This is a genomic window from Lentzea sp. NPDC051208, assembly GCF_040682435.1.
GTDB classification, from domain to species: domain Bacteria; phylum Actinomycetota; class Actinomycetes; order Mycobacteriales; family Pseudonocardiaceae; genus Lentzea; species Lentzea kristufekii.
In genome coordinates this window covers 1-15,209 of sequence record NZ_JBFBAW010000017.1, presented here as the reverse complement: position 1 = coordinate 15,209, position 15,209 = coordinate 1, and the positions used below count along the sequence as shown (strand labels likewise).

14 protein-coding genes and 2 pseudogenes are annotated in these 15,209 nt (G+C 69.0%); 9 read left to right on the top strand and 7 right to left on the bottom strand.

The genetic code is table 11. The features are described 5' to 3' along the window. Window positions 1–27: 27 nt before the first annotated feature. The 3 genes from AB0M48_RS33885 to AB0M48_RS33875 all read right to left on the bottom strand — a co-directional run bounded on the left by AB0M48_RS33885 (window position 28) and on the right by AB0M48_RS33875 (window position 2,258). On the bottom strand, window positions 28–465 hold the full coding sequence (locus tag AB0M48_RS33885; protein ID WP_363849658.1) for a hypothetical protein: 438 nt from the start codon (window positions 463–465) through the stop codon (window positions 28–30). Window positions 466–642: 177 nt separating this feature from the next. Beyond that, on the bottom strand, window positions 643–1,416 hold the full coding sequence (locus AB0M48_RS33880) for a thioesterase family protein (protein ID WP_363849909.1): 774 nt from the start codon (window positions 1,414–1,416) through the stop codon (window positions 643–645). After that, window positions 1,413–2,258: a PD-(D/E)XK nuclease family protein gene (locus AB0M48_RS33875; protein ID WP_363849656.1), complete on the bottom strand. Its 846-nt coding sequence runs from the start codon at window positions 2,256–2,258 to the stop codon at window positions 1,413–1,415. Before AB0M48_RS33875 ends, AB0M48_RS33880 begins: the two co-directional genes overlap by 4 nt. A gap of 166 nt (window positions 2,259–2,424) precedes the next feature. On the opposite strand from AB0M48_RS33875, the gene AB0M48_RS33870 reads away from it, so the two are divergent. Further along, a complete protein-coding gene (locus AB0M48_RS33870; RefSeq protein ID WP_363849655.1) occupies window positions 2,425–3,543 on the top strand; it encodes a site-2 protease family protein in 1,119 nt (372 codons plus the stop codon). Window positions 3,544–3,555: 12 nt separating this feature from the next. Beyond that, the gene (locus AB0M48_RS33865; protein ID WP_308426006.1) at window positions 3,556–4,383 is read left to right on the top strand and encodes a tRNA (adenine-N1)-methyltransferase; all 828 of its coding nucleotides are present in this window, start codon (window positions 3,556–3,558) and stop codon (window positions 4,381–4,383) included. Between the two features lie 57 nt (window positions 4,384–4,440). Here AB0M48_RS33865 and AB0M48_RS33860 read toward each other — a convergent pair whose 3' ends face one another. Together AB0M48_RS33860 and AB0M48_RS33855 are read right to left on the bottom strand one after the other, a co-directional pair. Continuing rightward, window positions 4,441–5,328 (bottom strand): hypothetical protein, encoded by an 888-nt coding sequence (locus tag AB0M48_RS33860; RefSeq protein ID WP_363849653.1) that lies wholly within the window; start codon window positions 5,326–5,328, stop codon window positions 4,441–4,443. A 40-nt stretch (window positions 5,329–5,368) separates the two neighbouring features. Further along, complete coding sequence (locus AB0M48_RS33855) at window positions 5,369–6,232, bottom strand: hypothetical protein (RefSeq protein WP_363849651.1); 864 nt, start codon at window positions 6,230–6,232, stop codon at window positions 5,369–5,371. A 713-nt stretch (window positions 6,233–6,945) separates the two neighbouring features. On the opposite strand from AB0M48_RS33855, the gene arc reads away from it, so the two are divergent. Together arc and AB0M48_RS33845 are read left to right on the top strand one after the other, a co-directional pair. Beyond that, window positions 6,946–8,745, top strand: a complete 1,800-nt coding sequence (gene arc, locus AB0M48_RS33850) for a proteasome ATPase (protein WP_093587965.1) — start codon at window positions 6,946–6,948, stop codon at window positions 8,743–8,745. Window positions 8,746–8,912: 167 nt separating this feature from the next. Next, a complete protein-coding gene (locus AB0M48_RS33845) occupies window positions 8,913–9,230 on the top strand; it encodes a hypothetical protein (protein ID WP_363849649.1) in 318 nt (105 codons plus the stop codon). On the opposite strand, the gene AB0M48_RS33840 is transcribed toward AB0M48_RS33845, so the two are convergent. Both AB0M48_RS33840 and AB0M48_RS33835 read right to left on the bottom strand, forming a co-directional pair. Then, the gene (locus AB0M48_RS33840; RefSeq protein ID WP_363849647.1) at window positions 9,227–9,856 is read right to left on the bottom strand and encodes a response regulator transcription factor; all 630 of its coding nucleotides are present in this window, start codon (window positions 9,854–9,856) and stop codon (window positions 9,227–9,229) included. The genes AB0M48_RS33845 and AB0M48_RS33840 overlap by 4 nt on opposite strands. Beyond that, window positions 9,853–10,920 (bottom strand): histidine kinase, encoded by a 1,068-nt coding sequence (locus tag AB0M48_RS33835; RefSeq protein ID WP_363849645.1) that lies wholly within the window; start codon window positions 10,918–10,920, stop codon window positions 9,853–9,855. The genes AB0M48_RS33840 and AB0M48_RS33835 overlap by 4 nt, the downstream gene beginning before the upstream one ends. 110 nt (window positions 10,921–11,030) lie before the next feature. Between AB0M48_RS33835 and AB0M48_RS33830 the strand changes: the two are divergent. The 5 genes and pseudogenes from AB0M48_RS33830 to AB0M48_RS33810 all read left to right on the top strand — a co-directional run. Then, window positions 11,031–11,657: pseudogene (locus AB0M48_RS33830) on the top strand (ATP-binding cassette domain-containing protein); the annotation flags it as partial. 71 nt (window positions 11,658–11,728) lie between these two features. Continuing rightward, the gene (locus AB0M48_RS33825) at window positions 11,729–12,484 is read left to right on the top strand and encodes an ABC transporter permease (RefSeq protein WP_363849644.1); all 756 of its coding nucleotides are present in this window, start codon (window positions 11,729–11,731) and stop codon (window positions 12,482–12,484) included. Between the two features lie 96 nt (window positions 12,485–12,580). Next, entirely contained in the window at window positions 12,581–13,636 is a 1,056-nt protein-coding gene (locus tag AB0M48_RS33820) for a glycoside hydrolase family 5 protein (RefSeq protein WP_363849642.1), read from the top strand. A gap of 72 nt (window positions 13,637–13,708) precedes the next feature. Next, the gene (locus AB0M48_RS33815; RefSeq protein WP_363849640.1) at window positions 13,709–14,587 is read left to right on the top strand and encodes an aldo/keto reductase; all 879 of its coding nucleotides are present in this window, start codon (window positions 13,709–13,711) and stop codon (window positions 14,585–14,587) included. A gap of 13 nt (window positions 14,588–14,600) precedes the next feature. Then, window positions 14,601–14,777: pseudogene (locus AB0M48_RS33810) on the top strand (antibiotic biosynthesis monooxygenase); the annotation flags it as partial. Window positions 14,778–15,209 lie beyond the last annotated feature (432 nt).

Genomic DNA, 15,209 nt, shown 5'->3' with positions numbered 1-15,209 from the left:
TCCCGCTGACGCTACGCCCTTTCCTGCTCAGTCGAACAGGCCGATGACATCGGTGGTCATCGAGATGAACCCCGAGCTGGTGGCGATGATGGTGAGCCAGAACAGGACGTTGGCGTGCTGGGGCTCGGGGGTCGGGCGTTCGGCTCTTGATGCCGTGGTGGTGTTGACTCTGGCGCGTTCATGGCGGCCGAAGTGCGCCCGGAACTTGATCCAGGTGTGGCGGCTGCAGCCGAACAGCACGCCGTTCGAGATGTTGCGGCACGGCAGGCCCTGCCTGGTGAGCACTCCGCACGCAACCGGGTAGAGCACGGCGATGATCCAGCAGGCCGTCGCGACGGTGAACGAACCCGTCCACACGGCTCGCAGGTGGTTCCCGTGGTGGAGCGCGACGACGCAGCCGATCACCAGCGCCGCGACGAGCAGGAAGTAGTAGGTCTTTCGCTGTCTGCGGGTCTTCTTCGCCATCGTGTCCCCTCCCCGCTTCCACCGTGGCTGTCCGCACGGGTGCGGCGGTAGCGCCCAGGAGGGGGACCGGGATCGCGAGGCGTCGCGGTCAGTGGGATGGCTGTTGAGGTTGAGACTCGGGTGTGTCCTGTGAGGTAGCGGCGTTCAGTCTTCGGTGAAGCGGAGCGCGCGCCCTCGTCAGCGTTCGCGCACGAACAGCGCTTGCGCCGTCGTGCCCACCGGCCCGGCCACGTCGTGCACCACGCTGGTCGCGAGCCCGACGCCGTCCGGCCCGATGGTCGTCCGCGCGTCCATGCCGACCCACTCGCCGGCGGGACGGCGGTGCAGGTGCACGGTCAGGTCCGTGTTGATGGCGTACCACTTGCGAATGTCCACACGGGACGAGACGCCGCTCGCCGAGTCGACCACGGAGAACAGCAGTTCCTCCGGTGACGGCTCGGAACCCTCGACCACGGCGACGCGCGGGCGGGCCCACACTTGTGCGTCGCCCGGCGTGAAGATGCCGCCCGACACGGAAAGCCACTCGACGGCGGCCAGGTAGCCGCCGCCCCAGTGCTCGGGGATCTCCATCGGTACGGCGGACTCCGGCGGTGACAGTGCGGGAACCTCGCCGCCTGCCACGGAAGCCGTGTCCGAGGTGACGATGCGCCACGCCCGCGCCGTGAGCACGGTGCGGCCCTCGTGGGACAGCGCCGCCGCCAGCAGCTCGACCGAGCGGCCGGGGCGTTCGACCGAGGTGGACACCGTCAGGTCGGCCACCGGGACGGGGCCGAGCACCTCGAACGTGACGCGTGCCAAAGCCGACGACGGGTTGCCCAGCTTCAGCAGCGACCGCACCAGCAACGCCGAGGGCGGGCCCAGGTGCTGGCTGTCCGGGCCCCACGGGCCGACGGTGTGCTCGGTGGAGCGGAACGTGGTCTCGTCCAGCGGCAGGTAGAAGGCCGGCATCAGTCGCGGTCCTGCAGCGGCTCGGTGTCGTCCGGCTCGGGCCAGCCGGGGTAGGGCGGCGGGGTGCCGTCGAACGCCGGGCAGAAGGCCTTGTGGTCGCAGTAGTCGCACAGGCGGCTCGGGTTGGGGCGGAAGTCGCCCGTCGGCGCGGCGCGCATGATGGCCTGCCAGATCGCGTCGAGGGTGCGCTCGAAGCGGGCCAGTTCGGACTCGTCCGGGGTGTAGGCGAGGGCCTGGCGGTCGGCCAGGTACATCAGGCGCAGCTGGCGGGGGACGACGCCGCGCAGCTTCCACAGCACCAGGGCGTAGAACTTCATCTGGAACAACGCCTTCGCCTCGCCCACCTGGCGGGGCGCGGCGCCGGTCTTGTAGTCCACGACGCGGATCTCACCCGTCGGGGCCACGTCCACGCGGTCGATGTAGCCGCGCAGCAGCACACCGGACGGCAGCTCGGACTCCACCAGCAGCTCGCGCGACTCCGGCTCCAGGCGCCGCGGGTCCTCCAGGCCGAAGTAGCCGTCGAGCAGCTTCGTGGCGGACTCCAGCCACTCCGCCTCCTCCTGGCTGCCCTCGACCTCGAACAGCGTCGCGAACTCCGGGCGCTCGGCCTTCACCCGCTCCCAGGCCGGCGTGATCATCGACCGCGCGCGGTCGGGCACCCGCTCGGCCGCGGGCAGTGCGAACAGGTCTTCCAGCACCGCGTGCACCACCGTGCCGCGCACCTGCGCCTTCGTCGGCTTCTCCGGCAGCCGGTCGACCGCGCGGAACCGGTAGAGCAGCGGGCACTGCTTGAAGTCCCCTGCCCGGGAAGGCGAGAGCGCGGGCCTGCGCAACGTGGTGCTCATGGTTCGCACCCTAGGACAGGGGTCTGACAATCCCGGGAGCGCCACCTGCCCGAGGCCGCTTGGAGCCGGTCACCACCGCTCCTGAAGACGTGCGCACGAAGCAGCGCCACGCCCAGGCGATTCGCACCGAACCGCGAGATCACACCACCCCCTCTAGAGTGCTTCCGTGGCCGCGCGGATCAGTGATCGAGTGGGCGGCCTGCTGCTGTTCCGGGTGGCGGGCATCCCGGTGTTGCTCGCGCCGTCGTGGTGGATCGGCTCGGCGATCGTGGTGGCGTTCTACGCCCCGTTCGTCGACGACCTCGCTCCCGGCACGGCGCCGGGCGTCGGGCTGCTGATGGCCGTTGTGCTCGCGCTCTTCCTCGGACTGTCGGTGCTCGCGCACGAGCTCGGCCACTGCGTCGTGGCGCTGCGGCTCGGCCTGCCGGTCAGGCGGCTGCACCTGTTCCTGCTGGGCGGGTCCACCGAGATCATGCGCACACCTGGCAAACCCGGCCACGAGGGTGCGGTCGCGGGCGCCGGTCCGGCCGTGTCCGTGGTGCTGGCGATCATGTTCGGCATCGGCGCGATGGTCATGAACCAGGACGGCGTCGTGTGGGTGCTGGTCTTCCAGCTCGCCGCCGCGAACGCCGCCGTCGCCGTCTTCAACCTCCTGCCCGGCCTGCCGCTGGACGGCGGACGCATCGTCAGGGCCGGTGTGTGGGCCATGACCGGGCAACGGGCGACGGGCACGCGTGTCGCCGTGGTCGGTGGTATCGCTGTGGCCATCGCACTGGTGGCGTGGGCGCTGTACGGAGTCGCGGAAGGCGCGGAAGACCGTTGGTTGCGCTTCGGCGTGTGCGTGCTGACGGCGTGGGGCGTCGTCGTGGGCGCGAGGAGCGAACTCGCCAGCGAACGCCGCCGCACCTGGCCTCCCGGTCTGACCCTCGCCGACCTGATCCGCCCGGTGCTCCAGCTGCCGGCGGAGAGTCCTGTCGCGGACGCGCTGAGCACCTCGGCAGGGCGGGGTGTGGTGCTGGTGCGGGCGGACGGCGTCGCGGCCGGCCTGCTCGACACCGCGATGGCCGAGAAGCTCGCCGCGGCAAGCCCTTTCGCGCCCGCGGAGCAGGCGGCGGAGCGGATCCTGCCCGAGACCGTGCTGCTCGCCGACGAGCCCGGCGAGGAGATCGTCGAACGCGTCCAGCGCACCGCCGCGTGGCAGTTCCTCGTCGTCGACCTGGAGGGCCGGCCGGCGGGTGTGCTGCACAGGGAGGACCTGCGTGCGGCCATTGAGAAGGGCGTTTGACACCATTGCGCGGTGATTAGCGCAAGTGGACCGTTCCAGCCGGGTGACCGGGTTCAGCTCACCGACCCCAAGGGACGGCACTACACCGTCGTTCTCGAACCCGGCAAGGAGTACCACACCCACCGCGGCGCCATCCCGCACGACAAGCTGATCGGCCAGCCCGAGGGTTCGGTCGTCGCGTCCGTGGGCGGCACGAACTTCCTGGCGCTGCGCCCGCTGCTGCCGGACTACGTGCTGTCGATGCCGCGGGGCGCGCAGGTGATCTACCCGAAGGACGCCGCGCAGATCTGCATGTACGGCGACATCTTCCCGGGCGCGCGCGTTCTGGAGGCAGGAGCGGGCTCCGGCGCGTTGTCGTGCTCTCTGCTGCGCGCGGTGGGGGAGAAGGGCAGCGTCCAGTCCTACGAGGTGCGCGAGGACCACGCGGTCCACGCCATCCGCAACGTCGAGACGTTCTTCGGCGAGCGCCCCGGCAACTGGTCGATCACCGTCGACGACGTGAAGAACCACGAGGGCGAGGTCGACCGGGTCATCCTCGACATGCTCTCGCCGTGGGAGGTCCTGCCCACGATCGCGAAGAACCTCATCCCCGGCGGCGTCCTGGTCGTCTACGTCGCCACGACCACGCAGCTCTCGGTGGTCACCGAGGCGCTGCGGGAGATGACGTGCTTCACCGAGCCCCACGCGTGGGAGACGCTCGTCCGCCCGTGGCACGTCGTCGGCCTCGCCGTGCGGCCGGAGCACCGGATGATCGGGCACACCGCGTTCCTGCTGACCACGCGCAGGCTCGCGGAGGGCGTCACGGCGCCCAGGCCGCAGCGCCGCCCCAGCAAGGGCTGACCTCGACACGCCGAGGGCCCCGCACTTCACCGAAGTGCGGGGCCCTCGTGCGTCAGGTCAGTTGCCTTCGAGCTTGTCGATGCCGCAGACCTTCCAGTCGCCGCCCTCTTTCAGCAGCTTGTAGATGATGGCGCCCGACTGGACCTTGCCCGGGTTGTTCGGGTCCTCGAGCCCGGTGATGCTCTGCCTGAACGTGCCGGTGCTGCCCGACGTCTTGACCTCCGACACGGTGGCCTTGACGCTCGGGTTCGGCGCGGCGTTCTGGGGCTTCAGCTTGGGGAACTCCGCCGTGCACACCAGGTGCTTGACGTCGTTCGGGGTGCTGTTGCCCGCGTGAACGCCCTTGATGATCTTGTCGGTGAACTCCTTCGCGACGTCTTCGGCGTCGCTGTCACCGCCGCTCGGGCTCTTCGACGACGGCGTGGCCGGCTTCGTGGAGCTGCCGCCCGTCGGCTCCGCGTTCGTGTTGGTGTTCGACGACGCGGTGTTGTCGCTGGTGCCCGAGTCGCCGGAGAGCAGGACCGCGGCCGTGATGCCACCTCCGAGGAGCACCAGCACGCCGACGACGACGCCGATGATCAGGCCGGTGTTGCTCTTCTTGGGCGGGGGGCCGCCGAACCCGCCGGGCTGGCCGAACGGCTGCTGGCCGTACTGGCCCTGCTGCGGACCGTACTGGCCCTGCTGCGGGAATCCGCCGCTCTGCGGTCCCTGCTGGCCGAACGGGTCCTGCTGCGGCTGGCCGTACTGGCCGGGCGGCGGCTGCTGGCCGTAGCCGGGCTGCGGAGGCTGGCCGGGCTGCGGAGGCTGGCCGGGCTGCTGGCCGTACCCCGGCTGCTGCTGCCCGTACCCCGGCTGCTGCCCGTACCCCGGCGGCTGCTGGCCGTACCCGGGCTGCTGGGGCGGCTGCTGCCCGTACGGCCCACGCTGCGGTGGCGGGTAGGTCATGGGAGTTCCCCCGAAGATGAGTTGCGGATCTGGCGAGATGTCACTTGGGCGGCTGGACCTGCGCGTCCTTGGTGAGCGTGCAGTACTTCCAGTCGCCGGAGATCTTCTTGAACTTGACCTCGCTGTCCGTGACCTTGCTCTGGCCCTGGTAGGACATCTCGATCTTGACCTTCACGGTCGCCTGGTCGCCGGACACGGCCACGTCGCCGACCGTCACCTTGGGCTTGAGCGTCTTGGCCAGCTCCTCGGCCGCCTTCCGCTGCTCGGGAGGGAGGTCCTTGAACTGCTCCTGCAGCTGCTTGGCCTCGTCGATGACCTCCTTGCAGGCGAGCTTCGAGGCCTTCTCGATGTCGTTGTTGATCGCGAAGTACTCCTTCGCGACGTTCTTGACCTCGGCGGCGTCACCACCGCCGGCACCGGAGTCCGGCGAGCTGCTGGAGTTGCTGCTCGAGCCGTTGCCGGTGAGCATGACGGCCGCCGTGACGCCACCTCCGAGGAGCACCAGCACGCCGACGACGACGCCGACGATCAGGCCGGTGTTGTTCTTCTTGGGCGGAGGGCCGCCGAACCCGCCGGGCTGGCCGAACGGCTGCTGACCGTAGGGCTGCTGGCCGTACGGACCAGGCTGACCGGGCTGGTGCTGGCCGTACTGACCCTGCTGCGGACCGTACTGGCCCTGCTGGGGGAAGCCGCCGCTCTGCGGTCCCTGCTGGCCGAACGGGTCCTGCTGCGGCTGGCCGTACTGACCGGGCTGCTGGCCGTGTCCCGGCGGCGGCTGCTGGCCGTAACCGGGCTGCTGCGGCGGCTGGCCCTGACCCGGCTGCTGCGGCGGCTGCTGCCCGTACGGCCCACCGGGCTGCGGCTGCTGCCCGTAGGGACCGGGCTGCTGCGGCGGGTAGGTCATCGAAACTCCCCCGAAGTGGATGAGGTGATCTTTCTCTGGACATTGTGGTGCTTCACCCGGTAACTCGCGGGCGAATGGCGTCTATCGACGCCCGTGAGTGGTCATGCACACGCCCTCAAGTCGCGATCTGGTCGCGCGAAGGTCGTGTCTGATAACGATTGCGGCAACTCCACCGGGAATCGAGTGCGATGCACTGCGCTGTCGGGGTGGTGCGCCGGTCGCGTAGGCGGAACCACCCGGTTGGCGGCAGGCCCTCCGGTGGCAACGGAGCCTCGCTCGCGCGGGTCCTCCGACGGACACGAACGGGGTGGGTCGCGGTGCGTGACCACCGAACGGACCAATCGCTGGTCCACCTGGTGGGACGATGGCGGATCGCCGCCCGTCGCCGGGCCGTGAGCCGTACCAGAAGTGTCGATGATCGTCCGAGGGTGGTCGCGGACCGTAGGGGCCGGGCTGCCGCCCTGGTGCTCCCATGACCCTCTCCTCGGACTTCTCGCAGGTCGTCTGGGTGTCGGGACACGAAACGCCGGTCGTGGTTTCTGGGACGCACCGTAGCGGGTAGGAGGTCGAACCGGACACCGAGATGGAGCAGTTGACCTCTGTTGGAGGCGTCACCGTTGCACCACACGAGCGAAGATGATGTTGTGGGTACCCCATTTTGTCGGTGATCGCCGGTACCGTAATCGGTACGAACACGGGAGGAGGGTGCCGACATGCAGCACGGTCATCCCGGCAGCCAACCCGATGAGGGTGGCGAGCTGAACCAAGGCAACAATTCTGCTGAGCTGACTGCGCAGATCAGGTTCCTAGAGGACGAGATCGCGTCGTTGCGTCGCAAGCTGACCGAGTCCCCGCGGCACACGCGGTTGCTCGAGCAGCGCTTGGCTGAGGCGACAGAGCGCGTCAGCCAGCTGACCGAGCGAAACACGAAGCTCATAGACACCCTCCGCGAAGCACGAAGCCAGCTGCTCGCGCTGCGTGAGGAAGTCGACCGGCTGGCGCAACCGCCCAGCGGGTACGGCGTCTTCATGGCACGTTTCGACGACGGGACCGTGGACGTCTTCACGTCCGGCCGCAGGATGCGGGTAGCCGTGTCCCCCGCGGTCGAGCCGGAGAAGATCGCCTACGGCCAGTCCGTGCGTCTCAACGAGGCGCTGACGGTCGTCGAGGCCGGCGGGTTCGAGCGTTCCGGCGAGGTCTGCTCTCTGCGGGAGGTGCTGACCGACGACGACGGTCTGGACACCATTTCTCGCGCGCTGGTCGTCGGCCACGCGGACGAGGAGAGGGTGGTCTGGCTCGCCCAGCCGCTGCTCGACTCGCCGCTGAAGCCCGGCGACTCGCTGCTGGTCGACTCGAAGGCGGGTTTCGCCTACGAACGGGTCCCCAAGGCCGAGGTCGAGGACCTCGTGCTCGAGGAGGTCCCGGACATCGACTACAGCGACATCGGTGGCCTCTCCAGGCAGATCGAGCAGATCCGCGACGCCGTGGAGCTGCCGTTCCTGCACGCCGACCTGTTCCGCGAGTACGAGCTGCGCCCGCCCAAGGGCGTGCTGCTCTACGGCCCTCCCGGTTGCGGCAAGACGCTCATCGCCAAGGCGGTGGCGAACTCCCTGGCCAAGAAGGTGCGGGAGATCCGCGGCGAGACCGACAAGCAGGCCAAGTCCTACTTCCTCAACATCAAGGGCCCCGAGCTCCTCAACAAGTTCGTCGGTGAGACCGAGCGGCACATCCGCCTGATCTTCCAGCGGGCTCGCGAGAAGGCGTCCGACGGCACCCCCGTGATCGTGTTCTTCGACGAGATGGACTCGATCTTCCGCACCCGTGGTTCGGGTGTGTCGTCCGACGTCGAGACGACGATCGTGCCCCAGCTCCTCGCCGAGATCGACGGCGTCGAGGGCCTGGAGAACGTCATCGTCATCGGCGCCTCCAACCGTGAGGACATGATCGACCCGGCGATCCTCCGCCCCGGCCGACTCGACGTGAAGATCAAGATCGAGCGACCGGACGCCGAGGGCGCGAAGGACATCTTCAACAAGTACCTGACGCCCAACCTCCCGCTGCACGCCGACGACCTCGCCGAGTTCGGCGGGGACCCGAAGGCCTGCATCGAGGGCATGGTGCAGCACACCGTGGAGCGCATGTACGAGGAGTCCGAGGACAACCGGTTCCTGGAGGTCACCTACGCCAACGGTGACAAGGAGGTCCTGTACTTCCGGGACTTCAACTCCGGCGCCATGATCCAGAACATCGTCGACAGGGCGAAGAAGGCCGCGATCAAGTCGCTGCTGGACACCAAGCAGCCCGGACTCTCCGTCCGGCACCTGCAGGCCGCCATCCTCGACGAGTTCGCCGAGAACGAGGACCTGCCGAACACGACGAACCCGGACGACTGGGCTCGCATCTCGGGCAAGAAGGGCGAGCGGATCGTCTACATCCGCACGCTCGTCACCGGGAAGAACCAGGACGCCGGCCGCGCGATCGACACGGCCACGAACACCGGCACGTACCTGTAGTACCGCTTCACCGAACCGCCCCGGTCGCTGCACGCGGCCGGGGCGGTTCCGCGTTCTTCCCGGCGTTCGGCGTCTTGGACTGGCGCGCCATCGCTGACCAAAGCTGCAAGCGGCCGCCCGGATATCGGGCCGGCACCCTGCAGATGGTCAGGGACAGCGTACTGGAGGTGGGTGTCACCGACAGCGAGCTGATCGTCTGCACCGTCAGCGGTTCGGGGCACAGCCTGTCGACCGGGAAGACCGACGAGCTCGGCACCTGCTACGTCGCCGGCCGCACGGGCCTGGTCTGGGACGACCAGAGCGTCGAGGTCGGGCGGGTCGCTCCCGGGGTCGCCGTCCTCGAGTTCGTGCTGCCCAGCGGGAAGGTCGTCACGGCGGAGCTGCACGGCGACGTCTTCCTCTGCCGCGTGCCGGAGAAGATCACCTCCGTGCGGATCCGGGCCTACGACGCGGGCGGCCATCTCCTGAAAGACGTCATGATCTAGCGGACCAGGCCGGACTCGTAGGCCGCGATCACCAGCTGGGCGCGGTCGCGGGCGTGCAGCTTCGCCAGCAGGTTCCCGATGTGCGTCTTCACGGTGCCGGTGCTGACGTGCAGCTCGGCCATGATCTCCGCGTTGGACCGCCCGCGGGCGATCAGCAGCAGCACCTCCTTCTCCCGCTCGGTCAGGCGGTCCAGCCCGCGCACGACGGGTGCGGCGGGGCGCCGGACGAACTCCGAGATCAGCCGGCGCGTGACCGTCGGCGACAGCAGTGACTCACCGGACGCGACCACGCGGATCGCGGCCAGCAGCTCGGCCGGGGGCGTGTCCTTGAGCAGAAAACCTGAGGCACCGGCCCTCAACGCCCCGAAGACGTACTCGTCGAGGTCGAACGTCGTCAGCACGAGCACGCGCGGCCCGTCCAGCAGCCGGGTGGCCTCGATGCCGTCCATCTCGGGCATGCGGATGTCCATCAGCACGACGTCCGGCTTCAGTTCGGCCGCCAGTGCGACGGCTTCGGCGCCGGTACCGGCCTCGCCCACCACGGTGAGGTCCGGTTCGTGGTCGACCAGCATTCGGAAACTGGCGCGCAGCAACGCCTGGTCGTCGGCTATCAGCACGCGGATCATCGCTGCGGCAGTTCCGCGACGACCCGGAAACCGCCCTCGGCACCGGGGCCCGCGCTGAACGTGCCGCCGTAGACGGCCACGCGTTCGCGCATGCCGATCAGTCCGTGCCCCACTCCGAGCTCCTTCACCCCAGGCCCGTCGTCCGCCACCTCGACGCGGACGGCATCCGGTGTCACGTCCACCAGGACGGTGCACGACGCGGGTGCCGCGTGCTTCACGACGTTCGTCAGCGCCTCCTGCACGATCCGGTACGCCGAGAGCCCGATGCCCTCCGGCACAGCGGTGTCGCCGCGCACGTCCAGCGTGACGCGCACACCCGCGAGTGACGCGCGGTCGGCGAGGTCCGCGAGCCCGCCGAGGCCGGGGGAGGGTGCCAGGTCGGCGTCGGACCGCAGCACGCCCAGCAGCCCGCGCATCTCGGTCAGCGCCGCCCTGCTCGTCTCCGAGATCACCCGCAACGCCTCGTACGCGTGCTCGGGTGACCGCACGTGTGCGGCGTTCGCGGCCTGCACGGTGATCAGGGAAAGGTTGTGCGCCACCACGTCGTGCAGTTCGCGGGCGATGCGCATGCGTTCGTCGGAGAGGGCCTGCTCGGCCTGCTGCGCGGTTTCCCGTGCGAAGTACGACCGCCGCATCCGGGTCGTGTAGCCGATGACCCAGACGGCGCTCGTCGCCGCGAGGACGACCAGCACGTTCTCCGGTTCGCCGCCGGAGACGCCGGAGATCGCGACCACGACGCCCGCGAGTCCGGCGAGCGACCAGGTCCGGGAACGCTCGACGGCCACGGTGTAGAGCGCGAAGCACACGGCTCCGACCGGGGCGCCGAGCGCCTCCGTCGGCAGCACCTGGCCGATCACCACCGCCGCGGTGGCGGCCGTGGTGACCACCAGTGCGGTCACGGGCCAGATCCGGCGGACCGCGACGGGCAGCGCGACGAGGAGGGTGCCCGGGACGACGAGCCACCACGGCTTGTCCTGGTGCTCCAGCATCGCGTAGCCGACGAGAACGCCGATCACCAGCGCCGCGGTCACGTCGACCAGGTAGAGGTGCAGTCTTGCGATCACGACGACGACGGTAACGAGCGTGCGTCCGAACCGCCTCGGACCACGGTCCGATTCCGGGGATCGGAGCACGGGCCGATCCCTCCCCGCAGGATTCGGCCGACGCTTCTCGCATGATCGAGGTGCGGAACCTGACGAAGAGATACGGGGACACGACGGCGGTCGAGGGCCTGTCGTTCACCGTCCACCCCGGACTGGTGACGGGCTTCCTCGGCCCGAACGGGGCCGGGAAGTCCACGACGATGCGGATGATCCTCGGCCTGGACCGGCCCACGGACGGTGAGGCGCTGATCGCCGGCCGGCGCTACCAGGACCTGGACCAGCCCTTGCGGCACGTCGGCGCGTTGCTCGACCCCGCCGCCGTGCACCACGGCCGCAAGGCGCTCGACCACCTGCGCTGGCTCGCCGCGAGCAACGGCATCGGAGACGACCGCGCGGTCGAACTGCTGGAACAGGTGGGCCTGGGAGGTGTGCGGCACAAGCGGATCAGCGCGTTGTCGCTCGGCATGAAGCAACGGCTGGGCGTCGCGGCGGCCCTGCTCGGCGATCCCGGGGTGCTGATGTTCGACGAGCCGGTGAACGGACTCGACCCCGAAGGTGTGCGGTGGATCCGCGACCTGATGCGCGCCCTCGCGAAGGAGGGCCGCACGGTCTTCGTCTCCAGCCATCTGATGAGCGAGATGGCGCTGACGGCGGACCACGTCGTGATCGTCGCAAGAGGACAGCTGGTCAAGGAGACGCCGATGGAGGCGTTGACCCGCAACGGTTCGCTGGAGGACGCCTACCTCGAACTCACCTCAGGGAGGGGACTGTGAAGAACGCGCTCGCCGCGGAGTGGCTGAAACTCCGGACCGTCCGCGCGCCGTACGGGCTGGTCGGTGCCGTCGGCCTGATGGTGGTCGCGGGCGCGCTGCTGTCGTGGCTGATCGTTCAGGACTACGACACGTCGCCTGCCGCCGAACAGGCGCGGTTCGCGTCCGCCGACAACAGCGTGGTGATCACGCCGGTCGTCCAGTTCCTCGTCGCCGCGCTCGGCGCCCTGGTCGCCACCTCCGACCCGAGGCTGACCGCGCTGACCGCGGTGCCGGACCGCACACGCCTGCTGGCCGCCAAAACCGCGCTCGTCGCCGCCGCGGCCGTGGTGATCGGCGTCGTCACGCTCGCCCTCAGCGTGGGCGGCAGCTGGCTGATCATGGGGGACCGGCCGCCGCCGATCGCGCCCTGGGACGGCCTGGGCGACGTGCTGCCGTGGGCCGGGGCCGCCGTGCTGTCGATCCTGGTGACGGGCCTCGCGGGCCTCGGGATCGGTCTCGCGGTGAGGTCGACGGCCGTCACGATCGTCGTGGTGGGCGTGCTGCTGTGGGGTCTACCGGCGATCACGCCGATGCTGCCGGAGCCGTGGAACGTGGACGCGTCCTCGGTGATGGTGCCGTACCTGGTGTGGGAAGTCGCGGGTGTTGTCGAAGACCCACCGCTGGGTCCGCCGGCCGCGGTCGCAGTTTTGGTCCTTTACGCACTGGTGACTCTGGGTACCGGAACTGTGACTCTTCTGCGACGAGACGCTTGACGCGCTCCGGGGGCGGCCCTATGGTCGTCTGTACCTTTAACGGTAAGGAAACTTACCTAATTAATCCGCCGCCGGCAGTCCGAGAGGAGACGCTGTATGTCTTGGCAGAAGTCTGTGGTGGCGCTCGCCGCGGCAGTCGTGCTCCCGCTGACCGGTGTGATGGCGGGCAGTTCCGTCGCCGCCGCTCCCGAGGGGGACTTCGCCGCCGCCGCGCTGCCGCCGGGTTCGCCCGCGGCGGTCAACGGTCAGCTCAAGGTCTGCGGCGTCAAGCTGTGCAACAAGAACGGCAAGCAGATCCAGTTGCGCGGCATGAGCACGCACGGCATCCAGTGGTACTCCCAGTGCGTGAAGACCGCGTCCCTGGACGCACTCGCCAACGACTGGAAGGCGGACGTCCTCCGCATCTCGATGTACATCCAGGAAGGTGGCTACGAGACCAACCCTCGCAAGTTCACCGACATGGTGCACGGGTACATCGAGGAGGCCACGAAGCGCGGCCTGTACGCGCTCGTCGACTGGCACCAGCTCTCGCCGGGCGACCCGAACCACAACACCACGCGCGCCAAGACCTTCTTCAAGGAGATCGCGCAGCGGCACAAGGACAAGACGAACATCATCTACGACATCGCCAACGAGCCGAACGGCGTGTCGTGGTCGCGGGTCAAGTCCTACGCGGAGGCCGTCATCCCGACGATCCGCGCGGAGGACCCGGACAGCCTCGTGCTCGTCGGCACGCACGGCTGGTCGACGTTCGGCCTGTCCGACGGCAAGAACATCAACGAGGTCAGCCAGAACAAGGTCAACGCCTCGAACCTGATGTACACGTTCCACTTCTACGCGAAGGACCACCGCGACTCGTACCTCAACGCGTTGCGCACGGTCTCGAGCCAGGTGCCGGTCTTCGTCACCGAGTTCGGTTCGCAGGAGGCCTCCGGTGACGGTCCCAACGACTTCACCATGACGAACAAGTTCATCGCGTTCATGAAGGAGGCGAAGATCTCCTGGACCAACTGGAACTTCTCCGACGACCAGCGGACCGGCGCGGTGTTCAAGAGCGGCACGTGCTCCGGGAACAGCTTCTCCGGTGAAGGTCCTCTGAAGGACGCCGGCAAGTGGGTGCGCAACCACATCCGCACGGCCGACGACTTCTGATCTGACTGAACGACCGGCCCCGGCGGGTCACGTGAGCGGCGGTCCTCCGGGGCCGCCGTTTACCGTTGTCGCATGGCTCAACTCGCACTCGGTCTCGCCTCGCTCGGTCGTCCCGCGTACATCAATCTCGGACGTGAGGGCGCGCTCCCCGCGGTGCGCGATGTCGAGTCCATGCGGGCGCAGTGCCATCGCGTCCTCGACACCGCCTACGAGCTGGGCGTCCGCTGGGTCGACGCGGCTCGTTCGTACGGGCTGTCGGAGGACTTCCTGTCGTCGTGGCTGCCCGGTCACGACGACGTGACGGTCTCCAGCAAGTGGGGCTACGCCTACACCGCCGACTGGCGCCCGGACGCCGAGGTGCACGAGGTGAAGGAGCACTCGCTCGCGCGGTTCAGTCAGCAATGGCAGGAGACTTCGGCTCTGCTGCCACGGGTCGCGCTCTACCAGGTGCACTCGCTGACGGCCGACAGCCCGCTGTTCGCCGATCGCGCGCTGCAGGACGCGATGGTCTCGATCGGCGTGCCGCTGGGCTTCTCGACGTCGGGGCCGCAGCAGGCCGACACGATCCGCAAAGCACTGGAGCTCGGCATCTTCGGATCCGTCCAGTCCACCTGGAACCTGCTGGAGACCTCGGCGGGGGAGGCGTTGCGGGAGGCGCACGACGCCGGGCTGCTGGTGATCGTCAAGGAGGGCGTGGCCAACGGGCGGCTCGTCGTGGAGCCTCCACAAGCGGTTGCGGCACAGGCGAAGGCGCTGGGCGTCGGCCCGGACGCCGTTGCCCTGGCGGCGATCGTGCGGCAGCCGTGGGCGGACGTCGTGCTGTCCGGTGCGGCGAGCCCGGAGCAGCTGCGGTCCAATCTGGACGCGCTGCGGATCGACGTGGACCTGCCGGACCTGGCCGAGCCCGCCGGGCAGTACTGGAAAATCCGTTCCGGGCTCACCTGGAACTAGTTACGGTGACGCCGTGAGCGATGCGCCCGTCGAGGCTTTCGAACCCCCGTACTACGCGGTTGTCTTCACCACCGTCCGGACCGACGACCAGAGCGGCTACCGCGAGACCAACGCGCGCATGGAGCAACTGGTGAAGGACGTCCCCGGATACCTGGGGATGGACCACGCCCAGAACCCGGGCGGGCTCGGCATCACCGTCGCGTACTTCCGCGACGAGGACGCCCTCACGCGGTGGCGCAGCAGCGCGGCCGGGACAGCTGGTACCAGAGCTACACGCTGCACGTGGCGAAGGTCGAGCGCAGCCACACGTTCAAGCGCCCCTAGGGCGTGTCCAGTAAGTCTCGTCCGCGATAGTCGCGGCCGAGGGCCCCGCAGGCGGCACCGCCGCAAAGCCCGAATACGCCCGGTATGAGGGCATTGCGGCGGCACCGCCTCCGGGACTCTCGACCGTGACTCTCATCGAACGGACTTACGGGACACGCCCTAGCTTGAGTTTTAACCTCTAAGGGTTGGTCGGCACCCCTGGTTGATCATGGGTGAAGCCCTTGGTCGATTCTTCTTCTTGCGACAGACGAAGATCGAGACCAAGGGCTTCAGTTGATCAGTGTGCACCATGTTCGTG

What these genes read in the sequence shown, in the direction of transcription:
- AB0M48_RS33885 (WP_363849658.1), bottom strand. Translation starts at nt 465, where the DNA reads ATGGCGAAGAAGACCCGCAGACAGCGAAAGACCTACTACTTCCTGCTC.
- AB0M48_RS33875 (WP_363849656.1), bottom strand. Translation starts at nt 2,258, where the DNA reads ATGAGCACCACGTTGCGCAGGCCCGCGCTCTCGCCTTCCCGGGCAGGG.
- AB0M48_RS33815 (WP_363849640.1), top strand. Translation starts at nt 13,709, where the DNA reads ATGGCTCAACTCGCACTCGGTCTCGCCTCGCTCGGTCGTCCCGCGTAC.
- arc (WP_093587965.1), top strand. Translation starts at nt 6,946, where the DNA reads ATGCAGCACGGTCATCCCGGCAGCCAACCCGATGAGGGTGGCGAGCTG.
- AB0M48_RS33855 (WP_363849651.1), bottom strand. Translation starts at nt 6,232, where the DNA reads ATGACCTACCCGCCGCAGCAGCCCGGTCCCTACGGGCAGCAGCCGCAG.
- AB0M48_RS33840 (WP_363849647.1), bottom strand. Translation starts at nt 9,856, where the DNA reads ATGATCCGCGTGCTGATAGCCGACGACCAGGCGTTGCTGCGCGCCAGT.
- AB0M48_RS33860 (WP_363849653.1), bottom strand. Translation starts at nt 5,328, where the DNA reads ATGACCTACCCGCCACCGCAGCGTGGGCCGTACGGGCAGCAGCCGCCC.
- AB0M48_RS33820 (WP_363849642.1), top strand. Translation starts at nt 12,581, where the DNA reads ATGTCTTGGCAGAAGTCTGTGGTGGCGCTCGCCGCGGCAGTCGTGCTC.